At 56.3% G+C, this 22347-nt stretch carries 20 protein-coding genes; 16 read left to right on the forward strand and 4 right to left on the reverse strand.

The features are described 5' to 3' along the window. The 14 genes from ACE418_RS07410 (at position 1) to ACE418_RS07475 (ending at position 12963) form a co-directional block, all read left to right on the forward strand. Positions 1–1170, forward strand: a complete 1170-nt coding sequence (locus tag ACE418_RS07410) for a murein hydrolase activator EnvC family protein (protein WP_416450014.1) — start codon at positions 1–3, stop codon at positions 1168–1170. Between the two features lie 157 nt (positions 1171–1327). Continuing rightward, the gene (locus ACE418_RS07415; protein ID WP_416450015.1) at positions 1328–2485 is read left to right on the forward strand and encodes a S41 family peptidase; all 1158 of its coding nucleotides are present in this window, start codon (positions 1328–1330) and stop codon (positions 2483–2485) included. Positions 2486–2620: 135 nt separating this feature from the next. Beyond that, positions 2621–3892, forward strand: a complete 1272-nt coding sequence (gene obgE / locus ACE418_RS07420; protein WP_416450016.1) for a GTPase ObgE — start codon at positions 2621–2623, stop codon at positions 3890–3892. A gap of 111 nt (positions 3893–4003) precedes the next feature. After that, positions 4004–4297, forward strand: coding sequence for a YhbY family RNA-binding protein (locus ACE418_RS07425; RefSeq protein ID WP_036203926.1), 294 nt, complete (start codon positions 4004–4006; stop codon positions 4295–4297). Between the two features lie 13 nt (positions 4298–4310). After that, positions 4311–5441, forward strand: coding sequence for a glutamate 5-kinase (gene proB / locus ACE418_RS07430; protein WP_416450017.1), 1131 nt, complete (start codon positions 4311–4313; stop codon positions 5439–5441). A gap of 15 nt (positions 5442–5456) precedes the next feature. Continuing rightward, positions 5457–6701, forward strand: coding sequence for a glutamate-5-semialdehyde dehydrogenase (locus ACE418_RS07435; RefSeq protein ID WP_416450018.1), 1245 nt, complete (start codon positions 5457–5459; stop codon positions 6699–6701). A gap of 147 nt (positions 6702–6848) precedes the next feature. Next, positions 6849–7490, forward strand: a complete 642-nt coding sequence (gene nadD, locus ACE418_RS07440; protein WP_416450019.1) for a nicotinate-nucleotide adenylyltransferase — start codon at positions 6849–6851, stop codon at positions 7488–7490. After that, positions 7448–8044: a bis(5'-nucleosyl)-tetraphosphatase (symmetrical) YqeK gene (yqeK, locus tag ACE418_RS07445; protein WP_416450020.1), complete on the forward strand. Its 597-nt coding sequence runs from the start codon at positions 7448–7450 to the stop codon at positions 8042–8044. The genes nadD and yqeK overlap by 43 nt, the downstream gene beginning before the upstream one ends. A 2-nt stretch (positions 8045–8046) precedes the next feature. Next, positions 8047–9015: an LCP family protein gene (locus tag ACE418_RS07450; protein WP_416450021.1), complete on the forward strand. Its 969-nt coding sequence runs from the start codon at positions 8047–8049 to the stop codon at positions 9013–9015. A 39-nt stretch (positions 9016–9054) separates the two neighbouring features. Beyond that, positions 9055–9426, forward strand: a complete 372-nt coding sequence (gene rsfS / locus ACE418_RS07455) for a ribosome silencing factor (RefSeq protein WP_413465155.1) — start codon at positions 9055–9057, stop codon at positions 9424–9426. A gap of 1 nt (position 9427) precedes the next feature. Continuing rightward, positions 9428–10282, forward strand: a complete 855-nt coding sequence (locus ACE418_RS07460; RefSeq protein WP_416450022.1) for a CvfB family protein — start codon at positions 9428–9430, stop codon at positions 10280–10282. A 582-nt stretch (positions 10283–10864) separates the two neighbouring features. Then, positions 10865–11419, forward strand: coding sequence for an ECF transporter S component (locus tag ACE418_RS07465; RefSeq protein ID WP_416450023.1), 555 nt, complete (start codon positions 10865–10867; stop codon positions 11417–11419). Positions 11420–11432: 13 nt separating this feature from the next. After that, complete coding sequence (locus ACE418_RS07470; RefSeq protein WP_416450024.1) at positions 11433–12254, forward strand: pyridoxamine kinase; 822 nt, start codon at positions 11433–11435, stop codon at positions 12252–12254. Between the two features lie 46 nt (positions 12255–12300). Beyond that, positions 12301–12963, forward strand: a complete 663-nt coding sequence (locus ACE418_RS07475; RefSeq protein ID WP_416450025.1) for a TatD family nuclease-associated radical SAM protein — start codon at positions 12301–12303, stop codon at positions 12961–12963. 229 nt (positions 12964–13192) lie between these two features. Here ACE418_RS07475 and ACE418_RS07480 read toward each other — a convergent pair whose 3' ends face one another. Continuing rightward, positions 13193–13666, reverse strand: a complete 474-nt coding sequence (locus tag ACE418_RS07480) for a CBS domain-containing protein (RefSeq protein ID WP_416450026.1) — start codon at positions 13664–13666, stop codon at positions 13193–13195. Positions 13667–14062: 396 nt separating this feature from the next. Here ACE418_RS07480 and ACE418_RS07485 point away from each other — a divergent pair, with 396 nt between their 5' ends. Beyond that, entirely contained in the window at positions 14063–14875 is an 813-nt protein-coding gene (locus ACE418_RS07485) for a hypothetical protein (protein ID WP_416450027.1), read from the forward strand. Positions 14876–15116: 241 nt separating this feature from the next. Here ACE418_RS07485 and pckA read toward each other — a convergent pair whose 3' ends face one another. Further along, positions 15117–16703, reverse strand: coding sequence for a phosphoenolpyruvate carboxykinase (ATP) (pckA, locus tag ACE418_RS07490; protein ID WP_416450028.1), 1587 nt, complete (start codon positions 16701–16703; stop codon positions 15117–15119). 310 nt (positions 16704–17013) lie between these two features. Between pckA and htpG the strand changes: the two genes are divergently transcribed. Beyond that, positions 17014–18963: a molecular chaperone HtpG gene (gene htpG, locus ACE418_RS07495; RefSeq protein ID WP_416450029.1), complete on the forward strand. Its 1950-nt coding sequence runs from the start codon at positions 17014–17016 to the stop codon at positions 18961–18963. 738 nt (positions 18964–19701) lie between these two features. Here htpG and gltS read toward each other — a convergent pair. Together gltS and ACE418_RS07505 are read right to left on the reverse strand one after the other, a co-directional pair. Beyond that, entirely contained in the window at positions 19702–20964 is a 1263-nt protein-coding gene (gene gltS / locus ACE418_RS07500; RefSeq protein WP_416450030.1) for a sodium/glutamate symporter, read from the reverse strand. Positions 20965–21078: 114 nt separating this feature from the next. Next, positions 21079–22290 carry a tRNA(Met) cytidine acetate ligase gene (locus tag ACE418_RS07505; protein WP_416450031.1) on the reverse strand — a complete coding sequence of 404 codons (1212 nt, stop codon included), beginning with the start codon at positions 22288–22290 and terminating at the stop codon, positions 21079–21081. Positions 22291–22347 lie beyond the last annotated feature (57 nt).

A 22347-nucleotide genomic window follows, 5' to 3' on the forward strand; every position in this document is an offset into this window, starting at 1 on the left:
ATGCTAAGAAAATATATCATCCTCGCCGTGACGGCCGCTCTCTTATCGCCGTGCCTCCTGACCTTTGCCGACGATGACCTGCAGGGCCAGCTGGACGATGTCCAGACCCGCATGGCCGAGCAGAGTGAAAAGAAGGCCCAGGCCCAAATGGTCATCGACAACGTCAGCGATAAGCTCTACGAAATCCAGAAGAGCCTGGAAGCCGCGCAGGGCGAATACCAGACGGTGACGGCGGATCTGGCGGCGACGGAAGAAAAAATCGCTTCGACCCAGGCCGAGCTCGACGAAAACCGGGCGCGCCTGCAGAAGCGGGAAAAAGTCTTTACCAAGCGTATCCGCGATATCTATATGCACGGCCAGCTGAGTTATCTCGACGTCGTCCTCGGCGCCAAGGATTTCAGCGACTTTTCCAATCGTCTGGAACTCCTGCGCCGCGTCGTCGATGCTGATATTTCCCTCATTTCGGATATCCGTCAGGAACGGGCGGCTATCGAAGCGGCCCAGAAAGAATTGGAAGTACAGCGCGACCGTCAGGCCCAGCTGCGCGATGAAGCGGCAGCCAAGCGCGATGAAATCGCATCCCATAAGGACGAACAGCAGGCCGTCCTCTACCAGGCCCAGAACGATAAGGCCACAGCCGAGAAGGCTTATGCGGAATATCAGCAGGCCTCCCAGTCCTTGGGCGACAGGCTGCGCCAGCGCGCGGCAGAAGAAGCTGCCGCTCAGGCCGCCCCGGATGTGTCTGACAGCGGAAGCAGCGATTCTCCGCCGGCTGGTGGTGGCGGAACGGGGGCCATGATCTGGCCGGTCAACGGCGTCATTACCTCGCCGTACGGCTATCGGACCCATCCTATTTTCGGGACGACCATTTATCATAGCGGCATCGACATCGGCGTCGATTATGGGACGCCTGTCCATGCCGCCGATGGCGGTACCGTCGTCGAAGCCGGCTGGATCAGCGGCTATGGCTATGCCGTCGTCATCGACCATGGCAATGGTTTGTCGACGTTGTACGGCCATAATCAGGAATTAGCCGTTTCTGCCGGCCAGGCCGTCTCGCAGGGCCAGGTCATCGCCTATGCCGGCTCGACAGGTAACTCCACGGGCCCGCACGTCCACTTTGAAGTCCGCGCCAACGGCGACCCCGTCGACCCTCAGGGATATCTGTAGGGGGAGGCGGCGCATCACAGTTTCTGCTGATAGGCACGGGTACCTAATCGTTTTTCGTTCGTCGTTCATCGTGACGGGTAATTTTTTATCTTTTACCTTTTACGATCAACGATGAACGGCCTACGATGAACTTTTTTACACACAAGGAGGCACCATAATGGGGAAACATAGTTTACGGCAGACGTGGGAAAAGGTCCGCCAGCCGCTGGGATATGTCTGCAGCGGTATGATCATCATGATTGTCGCCATGGTTGGCCTCTTTTGGTACTATACAGGCCGGCCTTCGTCGATGTTTGAATTTTTTCGGACTTTGGAAATCATTGAAAGCCACTACGCCGAAAATGTCGATAAGAATGCCATCTTTGACGGGGCCCTGCAGGGGATGGTCAATACCCTGGGGGATAAACATTCGACCTATCTCGGCGGCGATTTGTATAAAGATTTTTCTGCCCAGATGAGCGGTACCTATGCGGGTATCGGCGTCTATATCGCCTCGACGGATGACGGCATCCTCATTGCCGGCGTCATGGAAGGCAGCCCGGCTGAAGAAGCGGGCCTCCAGCGCGGCGATATCCTGGTATCCATTAACGGTACGTCCGTCGAAGGCTATCAGCTGGAAGATGTATCCAAGAATATCCGCGGACCCGTCGATACGTCGGTCGACCTCGTCGTCCGCCGCGATGGGGAAGAAAAGGATTTCACCGTCCAGCGCCGTCAGATCCATGTGCCGACCGTAGCCGGCCGGATGGTCGATGGAACCGATGTCGGGTATATCCGCGTTGCCGTCTTCAGTGATGGTACGGCTGACGATTTCACCCAGGAATTCAACAAGCTCCGGGAACAGGGCATGAATAAGCTCATCCTCGACCTGCGTGATAACCCTGGCGGCATCGTCGAACAGGCCGTCGGCGTGGCCAGCAATTTCGTTCCGCCTAACAGCACCATCGTGTCCTATACGGAACAGGATGGCAAGGAAGATAAGTACACGGCCCAGGGAACGGATAATCCCATTCCCATCGTCGTCCTGGTCAATGAAAATTCAGCCAGTGCTTCGGAAATCGTCGCCGGCGCCGTCCAGGACATGAAACTCGGCCCCATTGTCGGCGTCAAGACTTATGGCAAGGGGACGGTTCAGGGCGTTTTTCCGGTCGATTCGGAATCGGCTGTCAAAGTGACTGTGGCCAAGTATCGGACGACCAATGGCCGTGAAATCGACGGAGTCGGCATCGAACCGGATGTCGTCGTTCCCCTGACGCCGTCCGACCCGGAAGACAGCCAGTTTGAAAAGGCTTTGGAAATTATTCAAGAAAAATGACTTTACAGATGAGCGAATATGCTTTAAAATTTGATAGTAACGTCAATTAGATATTTTTGGACAGATAGACAGGAGACATGGTATATGTATGCTGTGTCTCTTTCTGTATCCGCATGTATTCCTATGAGGTGAAATATGTTTATAGACAGAGCAAGAATTTTTGTACAGTCCGGCAAGGGCGGCGACGGCATGAGCAGTTTCCGTCACGAAAAGTTCGTCCCCAAGGGCGGGCCGAATGGCGGTGACGGCGGCCAGGGCGGCAACGTCGTCCTCGTCGCTGACCGCAACGTCAATACCCTCGTCGACTTCCGCTACCGCCGCCTGTTCAAGGCCAAACCGGGCGGAAAAGGCGAAGGCAGCAACAAGTACGGCCGCAATGCCGAAGATTTATTGATTACCGTTCCCTTGGGGACCATCGTCAAAGACGAAGAAACGGGCCAGGTCATGGCTGATTTATCCCGTGACGGCCAGCGGGCCATCGTTGCCAAAGGCGGCCGCGGCGGCCGCGGCAACTGGCATTTCCGCACTAGCGCCAACCGGACGCCGACCTTTGCCGAACGGGGCGAACCGGGGGAAGAACGGTGGCTGCGCCTGGAACTGAAGGTCTTGGCTGACGTCGGCCTCCTGGGCTACCCCAGCGTCGGCAAGTCGAGTATCCTGCGCAAGGTTTCGGCGGCCCAGCCGGAAGTGGCAGCGTATCACTTTACGACGCTCAACCCGATCCTGGGCGTCGTAAACCTGCCGGACCACCGCAGCTTCGTCATGGCCGATATCCCCGGCCTCATCGACGGCGCCAGTGAAGGCGTCGGCTTGGGGCACGATTTCCTGCGCCATATTGAACGGACGAAGATCCTCATCCACGTCGTCGACGTGTCGGGCATCGAAGGCCGCGACCCCATCGAAGACTATGAAAAAATCAATGCCGAACTGGCGAAATACAGCGAAAAACTGGCGCGTAAACGCCAGGTCGTAGCGGCTAACAAAATCGACCTCCTCGGCGATTCGGACAACCTGGAACGGCTCATGGATTACATGGCCGCCCACGGCGTCGAAGTCTATCCTATCTGCGCCATGACCGGCGAAGGCATGGACAAGCTCCTGGAACGGGTCTGGACGATGCTCGATGAATACGTCGAAGAACCGGACGAAACGACGGAAGAAGTCGTCTACAAGGCCCAGGATAAGCCGGACTTTGAAGTCAAGCGCGACGACGACGGCGCCTTCGTCATCACCGGCGCCCGGATCGAAAACCTCGTCGCTATGACCAACTTTGACGACGACCAGTCCCTGCGCCGTTTCCAGCGCATCTGGCGTTACATGGAACTGGACAAGCTCCTCCAGGAACACGGTATCCAGGACGGCAACACGGTCCGCATCTATTCTATGGAATTTGAATACCATAAGTAACGCGGCCCGCCATTGGCTCCCCTGATAGGGGAGCCATCGTAGGGGCTCGCGCGTGGCGAGCCCGCCTGAGTCCACTATGTTTTATATAATAATGAGCACAAGGAGATCCACATGAACAATAAAGATAAGAAGCAACTCAAGGGCATGGCCAGTCTCATGCCGTCTGTCGTCCAGATCGGCAAGGACGGCCTCAGCGATGCCGTCATCGACAGCGCCCGGGCCGCCATTACGGCGCGGGAACTGATCAAGGCCCACGTCCTCAACAACGCCAATCTGCCGACCAAGGAAACCATGGAAGACCTGGCCGACATGCTCGGCGCCGAACTCATCCAGGTCATCGGCCATTACGGCATTTTATTTAAGAAGAAAGATAAGAAATCCCATTACGAATTTATTAAAGACTAGGACGTGAGGCTTTGTGAACCGTACAAGCAGGGACTTCGGCCAAAAGAAACGCATCGTCGTCAAGGTCGGGTCCAGCACTATTTCCCATGCTACAGGAAAATTGAACTACCGGCGCATGGAACACCTGGTCCGGGAACTGGCGGATCTCCAGAACCAGGGTAAGCAGATGATCCTCGTCAGCTCCGGTGCGACCAATGCCGGCATGGCACCGCTCCACATAGACCACCGGCCCCGGTCGATCCGGGAAAAGCAGGCCCTCGCCGCCGTCGGCCAGGGCGTCCTCATGCATACATATGAACGTCTCTTCCGCGAATACGGCCAGGTCGTCGGCCAGGTCCTGCTGACCCGCATGGACTCCCAGGACCGGAGTAAGTTCATGAACTCCCGCAACGCCTTGCTGACCATGCTCGACATGGGCATCATTCCCATCATCAATGAAAACGACGTCGTCGCCGTCGATGAATACAAAATCGGCGACAACGACACGCTGTCGGCTATGGTCAGCGGCCTCGTCGACGCCGACCTGCTCATCCTCTTGTCCGATATCGACGGCCTCTATACGGGTAATCCGCGGACCCATGCCGATGCCAAGATCATCCCCGTCGTCGACAACATCGACAAGCACATCTACGAAATCGCCGGCGATGCCGGGTCCAGCATGGGCACGGGCGGCATGTATACTAAGATTCAGGCCGCGTCGATCGCTACAGCAGCCGATGTGGACATGGTCATCGCTTCGGGCAGTGAAGACGGCATCATCAGCCGCATCTGCGCCGGCGAAGAGGTAGGGACGCTGTTCAAAGCCAAGGAAACGCCGCTGCATTCCAAGAAGCGCTGGCTCGTATCGGGCAGCAAGGCCCAGGGCCGGATCGTCGTCGACCAGGGCTGCCGCAATGCCATCATCGACCACGGTTCGAGCCTTTTGCCCGTCGGCATTACAGCTGTCGAAGGCATCTTCGACGAAGGGGAAATCGTCAGCGTCGTCTATGACGGCCTGACCATCGCCAAGGGCATCAGCAATTACAGCAGTGTCAACATCAATGCCATCAAAGGCCTGCAGTCTGCGGACATTCCCAAGGTCCTGGGCCACAATGGCATTTATGAGGAAGTCATTCATCGCGACAATCTCGTCGCCATGTATTAAAAGGGGGTATTTTCTATGATATCCGAAGTATTCCGCAAAGGCCGCGACGCCAAGGAAGCCTCTTACGTCCTGGCCGCTGCCTCTACGGCTGAAAAGAATCAGGCCCTGGCCGCCATTGCCGATGGCCTCGTCGCTCATGAAGCCGATATCCTGGCAGCCAATGCCGTCGACTTGCAGCGGGCCAAGGCCAAGGGCATGGCTCCGGCCATGGTCGACCGCCTGACGCTGACCAAAGAACGCATCGCCGCCATGGCTGAAGGCGTCCGCCAGGTCATCGCGCTGTCCGACCCGGCCGGCGTCGTCCTCGACGAATGGGACCGTCCCAACGGCCTGCACATCCGCAAGGTCAGCGTGCCCTTAGGCGTCATCGCCATCATTTATGAATCGCGGCCCAACGTCACCGTCGACGCGGCCGTCCTCTGTGTCAAAGCCGGCAATGCCTGCGTCCTCCGCGGCGGCAGTGAAGCCATCGCTTCCAATACGGCCCTGGCCCAGGTCATCCGCGAAGGATTGGCGAAAGCCGGCCTTCCGGCCGATGCCGTGAGCCTCATCGAAAATACCGACCGGGCCCTGGTCAAGGAACTGTTGACCCTGCGCGGCTATATCGACCTGGCCATTCCCCGCGGCGGTGCCGGCCTGATCCGTATGGTCGTCGACACGGCGACGGTGCCCTGCATCGAAACGGGAAGCGGTGTCTGCCACGTCTACGTCGATAAGGATGCCGATTTGGACATGGCCGTCAAGATCGTCGAAAACGCCAAGGTCTCGCGGCCGTCGACGTGCAACGCCATGGAAACGCTCCTGGTCCATCGCGACGTAGCCGATGCTTTCCTCCAGAAGCTGGCCCCTGTTATGAAGAATGATGGCGTCGAACTGCGCGGCGACGACGAAGCCTGCCAGTCGAGTGCCATGAAGGCGGCCAGTGACGAGGACTGGGCGACGGAATACAATGCCCTCATCATGTCGGTCAAGGTCGTCGGTTCCCTGAAGGAAGCCCTGGACCACATCCGCCGCTTCAGCACGCATCATTCCGAAGCCATCATTACGGAAAACAAGGCTACGGCCGCTGCTTTCCAGGCCGCTGTCGATTCGGCCGCTGTCTACGTCAACGCTTCGACGCGCTTCACCGATGGCTTTGAATTCGGCTTTGGTGCCGAAATCGGCATCAGCACGCAGAAGCTGCACGTCCGCGGTCCGATGGGGCTGGAAGCGCTCGTATCGTATAAATACCTCGTCGACGGCAACGGACAGGTCCGCTGATGCTGCGCCGGCTGCGCGGGTATGGACGGACCCTGCGCCAGTATGCGGCATCGCCGAAGACACAGTTTGAATACCGGCATTATGCCAAATTTTTATTGCTTTACGCGTTAGCAGTAGCTATCGCCTGGGGAGGAATCTATTGGTACCATGGAAATCACTAGGCTCGGCATCATGGGAGGGACCTTCAATCCCATCCATCTAGGCCATCTCATGATTGCCGAAGAAGCGCGCCAGACTTTTCATCTGGACAAGGTGCTCTTTGTGCCGTCCTATATTACGCCCAATAAGAACGTCAACGGTGCGACGGCAGAACAGCGCCTGGCCATGACGCGCCTGGCTACGGCTGACAACCCGCATTTTACAGTCAGTGACATGGAGATGCGCCGCAAGGGCAACTCCTATACGGTCGATACGCTGCGCTTCCTGAAAAAGCTCTACGGACCGTCGTATATTTTGTATTTCATATCCGGCACAGATACGATCCACGACCTGCACAACTGGAAGGAACCGGAAGAAATCCTGAAGTTGTGTCAGTTCGTCGGAGCGACCCGGCCCGATGGCTCAGAACAGATCGACTCCATCATCACCTCTTTCGGCGAGCTGGGGAAGCATATCCTCAAGCTGCCCGTACCGACGATGGAGATCTCGTCGACGGAACTGCGCCGCCGCATCCGCCTGGGCCTGTCTGTCCGCTATATGATACCGCCGGCTGTGGCCGAATACATCAGAAAAAATGGAGTATATCAATGTACAACGAAGAATTCAAAGATAGAATCAAAAAGGATTTAAAAGAATCTCTGTCTTCTCATCGCTATACCCATGTACTGGGTGTAGCAGCAGCGGCCCGCGAACTGGCAGACCGCTACGGCTGTGACGCCGATACGGCCGAAGTAGCCGGCCTCTTGCACGATGCTGCCAAACAGCTGCCCCTGCCGGAGATGCAGGCACTGGCGGAAAAATCCTTTCCCGTCCTGTCGGCCCCCATCCTGGCTAACGGCGGCCTGCTCCACGGCTATGCAGCCGTGACTATCGCCAAGGAACGCTATGGCATTAGCGACCCGGACCTCTTAAGGGCCGTCGCCCACCATACGACCGGGGCGGAACAGATGAGCACCTTGGAAAAAATCATTTTCCTCGCCGATTACATCGAAGTGAACCGCGACTTCGACGGGGTCGGCGACCTGCGCCAGGCAGCCCGGCGCAATCTCGATGAAGCCGTCCTCTTAGGCTATGATTCGACGATCCGCCATCTTCTCGACCAGGGCAAACCTATTTTCGTCGGCACCGTCGTCAACCGCAATGCTCAGATCGACGTCGTCCGTGCCGCAGATGGGAAGGCCTGAGGATGACACAGGAGAAACGAAGAAAGATTTTATACCGCATCCTGGCCGTCGTCGCCGTCATCGCCGTCGTACTGGCAGTCCGGTCCCTGTACCTGCATTACCAGTCCATCAAGGAGGCGCCGATCCAGCAGGACGCGCCGGACACCAGCCAGACCCAGAGCGACAGTTCCGTCTTTGCCCAGACTAGTCCGGACAAGCCGCTCTACGTCCTGCTTCTCGGTACGGATGGCGGCGACCCGCAGCAGGCGAATTTCGTCGGCGTCGCGGCCATCAACAAGGACAAGAAGCACATCGACATCATTATGCTGCCAGACGATACGAAAATCGAAGGGCGCAAGGAAAAGGGCATCCAGGAATTGCAGGATGTCTACAGTGAAGGCGGCATGAGCCTGGTACGGGCCGTCGTCGAAGATATTTTCCACATTCCCATCCCGTATTATGCGACCTTTACGGCCGAATCCTTCTCGAAGATGGTCGACCTCAGCGGCGGCGTGCCGATTTACGTCGAAAAGAACATGTACCACGGCGACGAAGCGACGGGCCAGACCGACATCAACCTCTTCCAGGGCTATCAGACCCTGAACGGGAAGGAAGCCGCCGGCTATATGCGCTATATCGACGCCGACGGGTATCTGTCGCGGACGCAGCGGCAGGAACGGTTCATCAAGAATTTCTATGAAGACCGGCAGGACTGCTTCGGCGTGACTAATGCCTTCTTCATGTACCGGGCCTGGCACAACGTCGATTCCAATATTTCCGCCAAGGACATGGCCCAGCTGGCCTTTGATTTCCGCGGCGTGACAGCCGACAATATCGATTTCTATATCCTGCCCGGCGAAATGGCCATGAGCGGCAAGAACGGCGATACGAAGTACTATTGGACCTATGACCCCGTCGAAGTCCAGAAAGTCATTGGCCGCACGAACAATGCCATCTCGACGGCGCCGGAACCGGATGATACGAAACCTTAATTACGTCAAAAAGGAGTTACTACATACATGCCAATTACCATGAAAGCAGCGAAAGCTGAACAACCGAAAGAACTGAAGAGCTATGAAATTGCCTGCAAGGCCGCTGACGACAAGAAAGCCTGGGACATCGTCACCCTCGATATGAGTGACTCGTCCCTCATGGCGGACTACTTCGTCATCTGCAGTGCCCGCAATAATCGGCAGTCCCAGAGTATTGCCGACAACATCGAAGAACAGATGGAAAAGAACGGCTATGACGTCCGTCACGTCGAAGGCTACCGCGAAGGCAAGTGGATCCTCATCGACGCCGGCGAAGTCATTGCCCACGTTTTCGTCGAACAGGATCGTCAGTATTACGACCTGGAAAACTTATGGTGCGACGCACCGCGCATTGCCTACGAAGGTGAATAAGATGACGACACTTCAGGAAAATAGTATTGCTACGCTGGAAGTCCTGCGCCAGAGCGACATGGGCGTCTTTTTGAACGGCGGTACGGGCAATACGAACGACGATATTTTACTCCATAAGAACCAGCAGACAGGTGACGTCAAAGTCGGCGACAAAGTGACGGTCTTCTTGTACCACGACCCGTCAGGCCGCCTGACGGCTTCGATGCGCCTGCCGAAGATCAAAGTCGGCCAGATCGGCTATGCGCCGGTCATCAATACGACGCGCTTCGGCGCCTTCGTCGACGTCGGCACGGAACGGGGCATCTTTATGCCCTTTGCCGAAATGAAAGGCCGCCCCAAAGAAGGGGAATACGTCTGGGTCAAGCTTTATGAAGACAAATCGCACCGCCTGGCCGTCTCCATGGAAGTCGAAGACGAAATGCGCCGGGCTTCGCGGGCGGCGACAGACGCCAAAGTCGGCGACTGGGTCGAAGGGGCGGTCTACAACATGACCGACCAGGGAGCGTATCTCATGACCCGCGAACGCTGGATCGCCTTTCTGCACCGCAGCGAATTCAACGGTCCTATCCTCATCGGCCAGATGATCAAAGGCCGTATCACCTACCTGCGTGAAGACGGCCGCATCAACATCTCCCTGCGCCAGACTAAGGAAAATGCCATCAATCCCGATGCCGAACGGATCCTGGCCTTCCTCAAGCAGCGCAAAGGCAAGATGCCCTATGGCGACAAGACGGCGCCGGCCGTCATCAAAGCCAAATTCGGCCTGAGCAAAGCCGCCTTCAAGCGCGCCTTGGGCCACCTCATGAAAGAAAAGAAAATCCACCAGGACCAGGGCTGGACCTATTTGGATATGTAAGGGCTCGCGCGTGGCGAGCCCGCCGTTCGCAGACCGCAGGCCGTAGTTCGCAGCGACATGAATCATGTCGCCGTAGGGGCCATCGCATTTTGATTTGTAGGGGCTCGCGCGTGGCGAGCCCGCCGTTCGCCGGTCGCAGGCCGCAGTTTGCAGCGACATGGATCATGTCGCCGTAGGGGCCATCGCATTTTGATTTGTAGGGGCTCGCACGTGGCGAGCCCGCATGCGGTCCGTTGTGAGAATCCCGCAAGCTGGTGCGATTGAGCGGTTCGTATAACCAACGGGACCGTGCACGAAGACATATGTCGTCATGCACGGTCCCCTTTTGATTTTGTAGGGGCTTGCACGTGGCGAGCCCGCTCCGGAATATGAGCACTTTTCCAGTTTGAGAAGCGTGTCGCCAAATACCCAACGGACTCCCCACGTGGGAGCCCCTACGGATTTATTTTTTTCTGGTAGACAGAAAAAAATAAATCTGTCCCATTTACAATAGGATAAATATACCCTAAAATAGAGTACAGATTAATCATAACCATACATTGGCCAATGTGTGAAACTCGATAACCGTTAGGGGGATTTCACATGTCATCATATTCTATGGATCACAAACAGCAGGTCGTTTCGGCTGGGAGTCTTTGTTATGCTGCCGTTTTGACGGCGTTGGTCTTCGTCCTCACTTTTGTGCCGAAGATTCCGATTCCGCTGGGCTATGCCCATTTGGGAGATGCCATTATTTTCGCGTCGGTTTTGTTCAGTACGCGCCGGCAGGCGGCCCTGGCCGCTTCCATCGGCTCGGCCCTGTCCGATTTCATCGGCGGTTTTCCCATTTGGATCATCCCGACGCTGATCATCAAGTACGTCATGGTCGAAGCTGTCTTCTATACGGTCCGCCCGGATAAACGGGAATGGAAGCTGACGTCGCCGCGCGTCTTCCTGGGCTTTTTCTTGTCTGCCGCCTGGATGGCCTTGTCTTACACCGTGTCGGGCAGTCTCCTCTATGGCAGTTGGGCCGTCGGTATCCCCATGGTACCGGGACTCATCGGGGAAGGTGTCGTCAATATGATTGCCGCCTATGCGCTGGCTGCTTGTCTGGTCAAGGCTAAATTCCATGGTTATGGTTACAGCCTGAAAAGATAAGGAATGATTGTATATGCATCAGAAGAAACTGGCCTTGGTCAATGATGTGACTGGTTTTGGCCGCTGCAGCATCGCCGTGGCCCTGCCCATCGTGTCGGCGTTGAAAGTCCAGGGCTGTATTTTGCCGACGGCTATCTTGTCGGTCCACACAGGGTTCCACGATTATTATCTCGACGACTATACGGACCACATGACGCCGTATATCGAGAGCTGGAAGAAGAACGGCCTGACCTTTGACGGCATCAGTACGGGCTTCCTCGGTTCGGCCCGGCAGATCGACATCGTCCTCGATTTCCTCCGCGATTTCAAGGGACCCCATACGCTGGCTATCGTCGACCCCGTCATGGGCGACAATGGTCAGCTGTACCCGTCGTATACGCAGGAGATGTGCGATGAAATGCGGCGCCTCCTGGCCTATGCCGACGTGGTGACGCCCAATGTGACCGAAGCCTGTGAGCTTTTGAACCTGCCGTACCGGTCGGACCGCGATCTCAGCGAGGCCGATTTCGCCGCCATGGCCCAGGCCCTGGCCGACAGGGGGCCGCAGGGCGTCATCCTGACGGGTATCCACGATGGGCCGTATATCGGCAATTTCATCTATGACCAGGGGAAGATGAGCTGGGTCCGGGCTAAAAAAGTCGGCGGCGACCGCAGCGGCACAGGCGACGTCTTTACGGCTATCGTATCGGCCTCTGTCATCCGTGGCGAAAGCCTGGAACAGGCCGTACAGAAGGCGTCAGACTTCATCTGCCGCGTCATGGCCTATACGGAACAGCTGGATCTGCCGCATAACGCCGGCCTGGCCTTTGAAGAATATCTGACGACATTGAAATGATATGGGATGTTCAGGCATATAATCATAGAAAAGGGGATAGGGTATTATGATCGTTTACACTGTAGTAGGACAAGGACAATATGTAGATCTCGAAGACGGCTTGAAGATGAAACCCGAAGGGCAGTGGGGCATGTACGTCAATCTGACCAACCGCTGCACCTGTTCGTGTACCTTCTGTCTGCGGTCCATGAAGAAGATGGCCGAAAATGAAACGCTGTGGCTGAAGCGGGAACCGACCGTCGATGAAGTGAAGAAAGCCTTCGACGGCGCTCCCTGGGACCACATCAATGAAGTCGTCTTCTGCGGCTTCGGCGAACCGACGGAACGACTCGATGATTTGACGACGCTCTTGAAATACATCAAGGAAACGCATCCCGGCATGAAGACCCGCGTCAACACCAACGGCCTGTCCGACCTAGCCTATGGCCGCGATACGGCCCCTGATTTTGGCGGCGGCATCCTGGATACCATTTCCATCAGCATGAATGCATCCAATAAGGAACGCTATCTGGAACTGACGCGCAGTAAATTCGGCATCCAGTCTTATGACGCCATGCTCAAATTCGCCGTCGACTGCAAACAGTATGTCCCCAACGTTGTCCTCACCGTCGTCGACCACGTCGAAGACAGCGAAGAAATCAAGAAATGCCGCGCCATCTGCGACAAACTGGGCCTCCACCTCCGCGTCCGCGTGTACGAGGATAAATAACGATGTAGGGGCTCGCACGTGGCGAGCCAGCTGCCATAATGGGTTTGTAGTGGATAGCCTAACATGTAAAGCATGCGATTCCGTAGAGGCGAGAATTAACCTCTCAGTCAGCTGCGCTGACAGCTCTCCTAGCAGGAGAGCCGGGCCGCTAGCCACTAGCCACTAGCCACTAACCACTAACCACTAACCACTAAAAAAGGGCTTGTCGCACGTGCGACAAGCCCTTTTTTTACTGCCCATTATCTCCGTATTCATTATAGAGTTGTTTGAGGATATTCTTTCGTTCTACCATGCCCAGGAGTTTCTTGTCCTTGACGATAGGGATGGCTTTCAGGTGTTCGGCGACCATGACGCTGGCCAGGTCTTCCATGGTGGCATCCGGGCCGGCCATGATGACTTTTTTGGTCATGAGCTGCTCGGCTGTGCAGGCGAAGAGTTTCTTGAAGCCCTGCTGGTATTCCTTGAGGTTGCCGTAATAGATGTTGGCTCCCAGGAGATTGACGTATTGCGGGACGCAGGGCTTGACTTCCTTGTACAAGAGGTCGGCGTCAGTGACGATGCCGATGATTTCCTTGTCCTCTTTGATGATAGGAATGGCCGTGATGTTATTTTCGACGAACATATCGACGAGGTCAAAGATGGACGTATCTTTCTGCGCCGTAATGACATTTTTTTCCATGATATCTGCTGCCGTTTTCGACATAAGATCAACCCCTTTATCATAAGTTCAATGGAAGCATACCTCCTATTCATTTATATTATACCATATTTTGGGAATATAGGGACGGCTGTTGCCGTCCCGCCGGTCGCCGGTCGCCATACACCAACCCCCTAGCCCCTAACTGCTAACCCCTAACCGCTAACCCCTAACCGCTAACCCCTAACTGCTAACCCCTAATCCCTAATCCCTAACCCCTACCCCCTACAGCGGCCTGCGAACTGCGGCCTGCGTTTCCTGCTAAATTTAAAACCATCCACTAACCCCTAGCCACTAACTGCTAACCACTAAAAAAGGCGCTGTCTTCATGCGACAGCGCCTTTTTTCACCAAATCATGGTATAATAGATTCATATTTTACTATACTAAAGGAGCGATAGAGATGACGATAGATTATTTAGTGGCCGATCCTAGCGGCAATACGACGATTCTGGTGCTGACGCCGGTTGCGAAAGAAGCGCACAGTGCCCTAGCGGCGAAGTTATTGGCCCTGCCGGGCATCGAAGCGGAACAGGTCGGCTATGTGACCCGTGAAGCGGGGAAGCCGTTGCGCGTCGACATGATGGGCGGCGAGTTCTGCGGCAATGCGTCGCGGTCGGCGGCGGCCTGGGCCCTGGCCTGCGATGGCGGGTCACAAGGCGTATACGATGTATCTTGTTCGGGATGTGACACCGTCCTGCCGGCCAAGGTCGCTCAGAAAGGCGATGGCCTGTACGAAGCCTTTATTGAAATGCCTTATCCCGAAGATGTGAGCGGTATCCTCGTCGACGCCGGCGATGTGCCGGCCCGCTTTTTCCGCGTCGATTTGCCGGGCATTACACACTTCGTCCACTTCGTGCCCGATTTAGAGGGCATCGACAAGGAGAAATACTGGCATATCCTTGAAGATTACGTCGATGGCGAGGATTTCCCGGCTTACGGCCTGATCCTTTGCGATACGAAGAAACAGGCCATGATCCCGGCCGTCTACGTCCGCGATACGGATACGCTCTATTGGGAAAACAGCTGCGGCAGCGGTTCGGCTGCCGTCGCAGCAGCTCTGGCCTGCACGACCCACAAGAACGTGGCCTGCTACATGAAACAGCCTGGCGGGACACTGGCTATTGCCGCCAAAGTCGGGGAAGAAGGGGAACTGCAGCAGATCTTCATCGGCGGCCCTGTGAAATTGGGAGAAGTCCGAACGGCGTCTTTGTGAAGAATAACGGGATTCCCACAACGGGCCGCCAGCCACGGCTGTCCGTTGTGGCAGCCGTCCTGCACCTTCCGCTGGTCGGCACCTGACGGGCCAAAAAGGCTTGGGACGGCCCCTACAGTGCGACATCGTGGATGTCGCTGCGGCCTGCGACCTGCGCCCTGCGAACTGCGGCCTGCGACCTGCGAACTGCGACCTGCGACCTGCGAGCTGCGGCCTGCGGGCGCCCGGGATGGGCGCCCATCTACACCCGAGGACCGGCTTCGATGATTTCTTCGGGCATGTCCGGGTATTTGCTCTTGAAGTTTTCGTAGAACATGGCAGCGACTTTCTTGGCCATGATGTCGTAGGACTTCTTATTATCCCACGTCGCCCGCGGGTTGAGTATCTGGTTGGGCACACCTGGGCAGACCTGAGGGATGTCGACGTTGAAGCGCATGTCGTGGCGGTAGGGGACGTCGTCGAGATGACCGTTCAGGGCCGCCGTGATCATGGCCCGCGTGTATTTCAGGTCCATGCGGCTGCCGATGCCGTAAGGACCGCCGGTCCAGCCCGTATTGACCAGATAGACCTTCGTGTTGTATTTTTCGATGCGTTCGCCGAGCATACCGGCGTAGATATCCGGAGCCAGGGGCATGAAAGGTTCGCCGAAGAGGGTCGAGAAGGTCGGAATCGGTTCGGTGATACCCTGTTCCGTGCCGGCGACTTTTGACGTAAAGCCCGTGACGAAGTGGTACATGGCCGCTTCTTTGCTGAGCCGCGAAATGGGCGGCAGGACGCCGAAGCTGTCGGCCGTGAGGAAGATGATGACCGTCGGGATACCGCCTTTGCCGGGCTGGGCGGCATTGGGGATGAAGTCGATGGGGTAGCCGGCCCGCGTATTTTCCGTAATCTTGCTGTCGAAGTAGTTGGGATGGCGCGTGTCTTCGTCGAGGACGACGTTTTCGACGAGCGTGCCGGCCTTGATGGCGTTATAGATATACGGTTCCTTTTCGGGATTGAGGTTGATGCACTTAGCGTAGCAGCCGCCTTCGAAATTGAAGATACCCCGCGACGACCAGCCGTGTTCGTCGTCGCCGATGAGCTTGCGGTTCGGATCGGCCGAGAGCGTCGTCTTGCCCGTCCCGGACAGGCCGAAGAAGATAGCCGTCTCCTTGGTGACCGGGTCCATATTGGCCGAGCAGTGCATGGGCAGGACGCCTTCATTGGGCAGGAAGTAGTTCATGACGGAAAAGATGCTCTTCTTGATTTCCCCGGCGTAGCGCGTACCGGCGATGAGGACGGTGTGCGATTCGTAGTCGATGAGGATGGCCGCCTGCGAGTGGGTACCGTCGATTTGGGGACTGCACTGGAAGCCCGGTGCGACGAGAATGGTGAAGTCCGGTTCCCCGTACTGGGCCAGCTCTTCGGCAGTAGGCCGGATGAGGAGGTTGCGGATGAAGAGACATTCGCTGGCCAGTTCATTGACGACGCGGAATTTCTTGCGGCACAGCTCATCGGCTCCGGCGAAGCCGTCGAAGAGGTAAATCGGCCGGTTCTGGAAATAAGCCACGATCTTGCTCTTGAGGGCATTGAATCTTTCTTTGGAAATGGGACGGTTGATGTTGTTCCAGGCGATATAGTCGTGAATGGACGGCGTGTCGACGATGAATTTGTCATCCGGTGCCCGGCCGGTATATTTGCCTGTCCGCACGACCAGGGCGCCGGTATCGCTGAGGATGCCTTCGTGATTCATAAGGGCCTGTTCTGTCAGCCAGGCCGGCGACATATTGCGGTATACTACTTTAGGATTCATGAGTCCGATGCGATCTAAACCATAAGTCTGTTGCATATCTATCACTCCTTTGAGATTCGTGGTTAGGCTCTCCTGCTAGGAGAGCTGTCAGCGCAGCTGACTGAGAGGTTAATCAGCGGCCGGCGAACTACGGCCTATAAATAGCTATCTCTTTTGCTCATACCAATGTGCTAAATATAGTATAATACAATCTAGTACACTATTTCAAATTGCATACTGGATACACGATAAAGGTCAAATTTTTAAAAAATACTTGACTATTTGACTTTTTGCTGTATGATATTGGTGTAAGGGTACCGGCAGGTATCCGCCACTACGGCAGAATCATACAAAGGAGTGTTTGAGTATGGCGAAAGAAACCCATGAATTTCAAGCAGAAACAAAACAATTACTGGACTTGATGGTCCATTCTATTTATACGAATCACGAAATCTTTTTGCGTGAATTAATTTCCAATGCATCCGATGCCATCGACAAGCTGCATTATCAGTCCCTGACCGATGGAGACCTTCTCGAAGGGGATACGGCTTTTGAAATCCATTTGACGCCGGATGCGGACGCCCACACGCTGACCATCTCCGATAACGGCCTGGGCATGAATAAACAGGATTTGATGGATAACCTCGGCACCATCGCCCAGTCGGGCACCAAGGCTTTCCTGGAAAAACTGAAGGAATCCCAGGATGCAGACAACACGGACAAAGACCTTATCGGCCAGTTCGGCGTCGGCTTCTATTCGGCCTTCATGGTCGCCGATAAAGTCACGGTCGTCACCCGCAAGGCTGGCGAAGAACAGGCTTATAAATGGGAATCCACCGGAGACGGCGAATACAGCCTGGAAGAATGTCAGAAACCGAAACACGGCACGACGATCATCCTCAGCCTGGGCAAGGACTTCTACGGTGACAACAGCGAAGAAAACTATACCGATAAGATGACCCTCCAGAGCCTGGTCAAGAAGTATTCCGATTACATCCGCTACCCGATTACCATGGACTTCACGACCAAGGAAAAACCGAAGGATGCCGACGGCAAGGTCATCGAAGATGCTCCGGAAGAAGAACATACGGAAACGCGGACGCTGAACTCCATGCAGCCGTTGTGGACACGCAATAAATCGGACATCAAACCGGAAGAATATAAGGAATTCTTCCAGCACCAGTTCTATGAATGGGAAGAACCGATGGAAATTTTCCACAACCGCGTCGAAGGGGCCGTCGATTACACGGCGCTGCTCTTCATTCCGGGCAAAGCCCCGTTCAACCTCTACTATGCCGACTATGAACCGGGCATCCAGCTCTATTCGCGCCACGTCTTCATCATGGATAAATGCAAGGACCTCCTGCCGGATTACCTGCGCTTCGTCAAAGGCCTCGTCGATTCGCCGGACCTGTCGCTGAACATTTCCCGTGAACTCCTGCAGAAGAGCCGCGAACTGAGCCTCATCGGCCGCAACCTGGAAAAGACCATCCTCAAGACGTTGAAGCGGAACCTGGAAAAAGACCGTGAAAAATACGAAAAATTCTGGGCTGAATACGGCAAATCCCTCAAGATCGGCGTTTACAGCGGCATGATGACCGGCGAAAACAACGTCGAAAAATTGAAAGACCTGCTGCTCTTCATGTCGTCGAAAGATGGCAAACTGTGCACCATCAAGGAATACGTCGACCGCATGAAAGACGGCCAGCAGAAGATTTATTATGCAACCGGCAAGGATAAAGAAGCCATCGAAGGCCTGCCGCAGATGGAAATGCTCCGCGACCGCGGCATCGAAGTCCTCTACATGACCGACCCGGTCGATGAATTCGCCGTCGAAGCCATCGGTGAATACGAAGGCCATCGTTTCCACTCCATCAGCCGCGGCGACCTGGACCTGGAAGATGACGCCTTCAAAGAAGAAAAGAAGAAGAACGAAGAATTGGCCAAGGATAACGAAGGCCTCTTGAAGGACATGAAAGACTTCCTGGGCGATAAAGTCGCCGATGTCCGCTTGTCCAACCGCCTCAAGAGTGGTGCCGTCTGCCTCGTCGCCGACGCTGCCGGCCCGTCGCTGGCCATGGAACAGGCCTTTGCCGCTGCCAACAACCCCATGCTCAAGGCCCGCCGCATCTTGGAAATCAACCCGCAGCATGAACTGTTCAACAAACTGACGGCCGTCCACGACCAGGGCAAAGACAGCCAGTCCTTCAAAGACTACTGCAACCTGCTCTACGATCAGGCCTTGCTCCTGGAAGGCATCATGCCCGACGATCCCGTCGCCTTTGCTAATAAAGTAGCCAGCCTGATGGCTAAATAATTCCATATAAAAAAGCCCCTCCCAGTGTGTGACCGGGAGGGACGTTCCTCCAGCAAAAGGGGCTGTCGCATTAAGACAGCCTCTTTTTACGTTGATCGTAGGTCGTTCATCGTTTGTCGTATGGGATTAAAAATATCAATCCATCGCGATGAACGATGAACGACGAACGAAAAACTTTTAAGTTGAAGGGGCCTCGCATGATGGCAAAAACCTTCGTGCGACAAGCCCTTTTGCCGTAGGGGCCGCCCCAAGCCTTTTTGGCCCGTCAGGTGCCGACCAGCGGAAGGTGCAGGACGGCTGCCAAAACGGACAGCCGTGGCTGGCGGCCCGTTGTGGGAATTCCGCGACCTGGTGCCGTAGATCGCCGATTAACCTCTCAGTCAGCTGCGCTGACAGCTCTCCTAGCAGGAGAGCCGGGCCGCCTTATCAGGACGGCCCCTACGAACCACGGGCCACGGGCCACGAGCCACGAGCTGCGAGCTGCGGGCCGCCTTTCAGGACGGCCCCTACGCAAGCGGTCCCTGGGACCGCGGCTGACTGCTAACCATGAGCCACGAACCACGAGCCACGAACCACGAGCCACGAGCCACGAGCCACGAGCTGCTAACCCCTAACCGCTAGCCGCTAACCCCTAACCGCTAGCCGCTAACCCCTAACCCCTAACCCCTAACCCCTAATCCCTAACCCCTAATCCCTAGCTGCTGACTGCTGGCCGACCCTACGATGGGATGACATATATCAATGGAATATGTTGATAAAGATGGTGATGATCGAGGCGTTGACCGGGTCGATGATGAGCGAGCCGATGAGGGGGATGACGAAGAAGGCTGTCGGTGCCGGGCCGAAGAGTTCGGTCATGGCTGTCATGTTGGCGATGGCGTTCGGCGTGGCGCCCAGGCCGAAACCGCAGACGCCGCTGGTCATGACGGCTGCTTCATAGTCTTTGCCCATAGCGCGGAAGACGATGAAGTAAGCGAAGATGGCCATGAACAGGGCCTGGCTGAGGAGCATGACGACCAGGGGAATGGCCAGGTCGGCGAGCTGCCACAATTTCAGGCTCATGAGGACGCAGGTCAAAAAGACGGTCAGGCTCAGGTTGCCCAGGACTTCGCTTTCACGCTGATAGATTTTATAGGCGTGGGTGAAGTCGGCGATGTTGCGGATGACGGCGGCGACGATCATGGAGCCGATATAGCCGGGGAAGACCAGGCCGATGCTGCTGAAGAAGCCGCTGACTAGGGTGCCCAGGCCCATGGCCAGGAAGAGGTGGGCCATGGCGTTCATGAAGCGGTAATTGTCGATGGTCTGGCCGATTTTATTTTCAATCTTGATGGCGTTTTCTGCGCGTTCCTTATTGCCGGCCACGGCTTTGAGCGTAGAAACGGTGCCGGCATTGAAGGACGGGTCGAAGCGTTCCGATTCAGCCGAGCTGACGAGATGGAATTTGTGGACCAGTTCTTCACCAATCGGGCCGCCGATGACGCCGCCGGCGACGAGGCCGAACGTAGCGGCTGCGACGGCAATGGTCGCGCCGCTGTCGAGGCCGATGCTTTCCAGGAGCGGGCCAAAGGCGGCTGCCGTACCGTGGCCGCCGACCATGGGGATGGAACCTGTTGCCAGGCCCATGAGCGGGCTCAGATCAAAGGCCATGGCCAGGCTGGAGCCGATGATGTTCTGACAGATGATCAGAATCGTCGTGACGATGGCCATTTTTAAGACCATGACGCCGCCGCGCTTGATGAGGCTGATGCTGGCCGTATAGCCGACACTGGTGAAGAAGAGCATCATGCAGATGTTCTGCATGATTGTATCCTGTTCGTATTTCCAGATGCCTTGGGTATATAAGATACAATTAATAATAGCGAATAAAATGCCGCCGACAACGGGAGCCGGGATACAGTACTTGCGCAGGACGCTGATCTTGACGCGCAGGAAGACGCCGACGTAGTATACGACGATGGCCGCTGCCAGTGTTTGATAGATATTAAGATTTAAAGACACGCGGAAAACCTCCTTATAATTTTAAGAATACAATAAATATCATAACAGATTTTTGACAGTAACACAATTATAAAGCTTGAAAACAGCTTGATTTTTTTAGGAATAAGGCAAATCTTATTTTTGAATGGGCAGGAAAATCGGCGAATGATAATAATCTTGATGGCCTTTCCGCTGGTTTTCTTTAGAAAAACAAAAAGACTGGATGTCACTGGCCATAAGGTCCAGCCGCAGCTGTTCCTGTCCCAGCGGAGAGAGGCCGGGAGCATCAGCACGCACTTTGGTGACGACCGGGAGCTGTCCCTTGGCTCCTTTCAGGAAGGCGGCGCCGCGCCCGTTGAGGGCCAGGAGGCGGGTATATTGCGGCCCTGCGGCATAAGAATGGTCCATGAGGTCCCGCGAGGGCTGCAAGAGGGTATAGGCCCCCATGCGGCAGAGGCGGCTGTAGGCATAGCGCCGCGTCTTGATGGCCGCCAGAGCCCGGTCATAACTGCCGTTTTCCATGAAGGCGCGGTGCCAGCGGTTTTCCAGGCCTTCCGTAAAGGCCGGCAGGCGGCGCAGCTGGTCCGGCGTCAGCAGTCGGTTCTGGCTGGCGACGAAATCGCCGTAGCGGTCGTAATCGGTGAAGGCGCCCCGGGCCAGCTGGTCTTCTACGTCGGCCAGGCTGGCCGCCGGGATATAAGGCCGGCAGGCGGCGGCTGTCCCGCTGCCGCTCATGGCCTGGCGCAAAGCCGTGGCGCTGGCAAAAGCGTTGCCTAGGCCGGTATCGCCGTGACGGCCCTGGCGGGGGAAGGGCCAGAAAGCCATGGGCCGGGGCTGCTGGATGAGGACTTTGGCATATTCAAAGGCCAGCAGGCCGTTGGGCTGTTCCAGGAGCCTGCCCTTTTCCGGAGATGTTGCCAGCAGGCTGTCTGTCTGCCTGCGGCCAGCCGTTTCCTTTCGGGCCGGGTCCGGGAGGTTGTCCGGCAGGGACTGAGCCAGGCGGGCCAGGTCCAGGAAGTCTTCGGCCGTCCCGTCTTCTACGCCGCAGGCCAGGGCCTGGCAGCCGAGACGGCCGGCCAGGGCGACGCCGCCTTGGGCGAAGCCGGCTGCGCTCGACAGGGCATAGACGGCCGGGAGTTCGATGACGATGTCGGCACCGCCTTCGATGGCCCAGGCCGCGCGGTGCCATTTATCGAAAAAGGCCGGCTCGCCGCGCTGGACGAAGGCGCCGCTCAGGATGATGACGATGGCCGCATCCGGGCCGGCAGCCTGGCGGACCTGGGCGATCAGATGGGCGTGGCCAGTGTGGAAAGGGTTGAATTCGGCGATGATGGCAATGGATTCCATAGAGCCTCCTATATGTTCAAAATTTCACAAAATCTCGAAAAAGTATAGCCTGACGAG

The sequence above is a fragment of the Megasphaera jansseni genome (assembly GCF_047974155.1).
Taxonomy (GTDB): domain Bacteria; phylum Bacillota; class Negativicutes; order Veillonellales; family Megasphaeraceae; genus Megasphaera.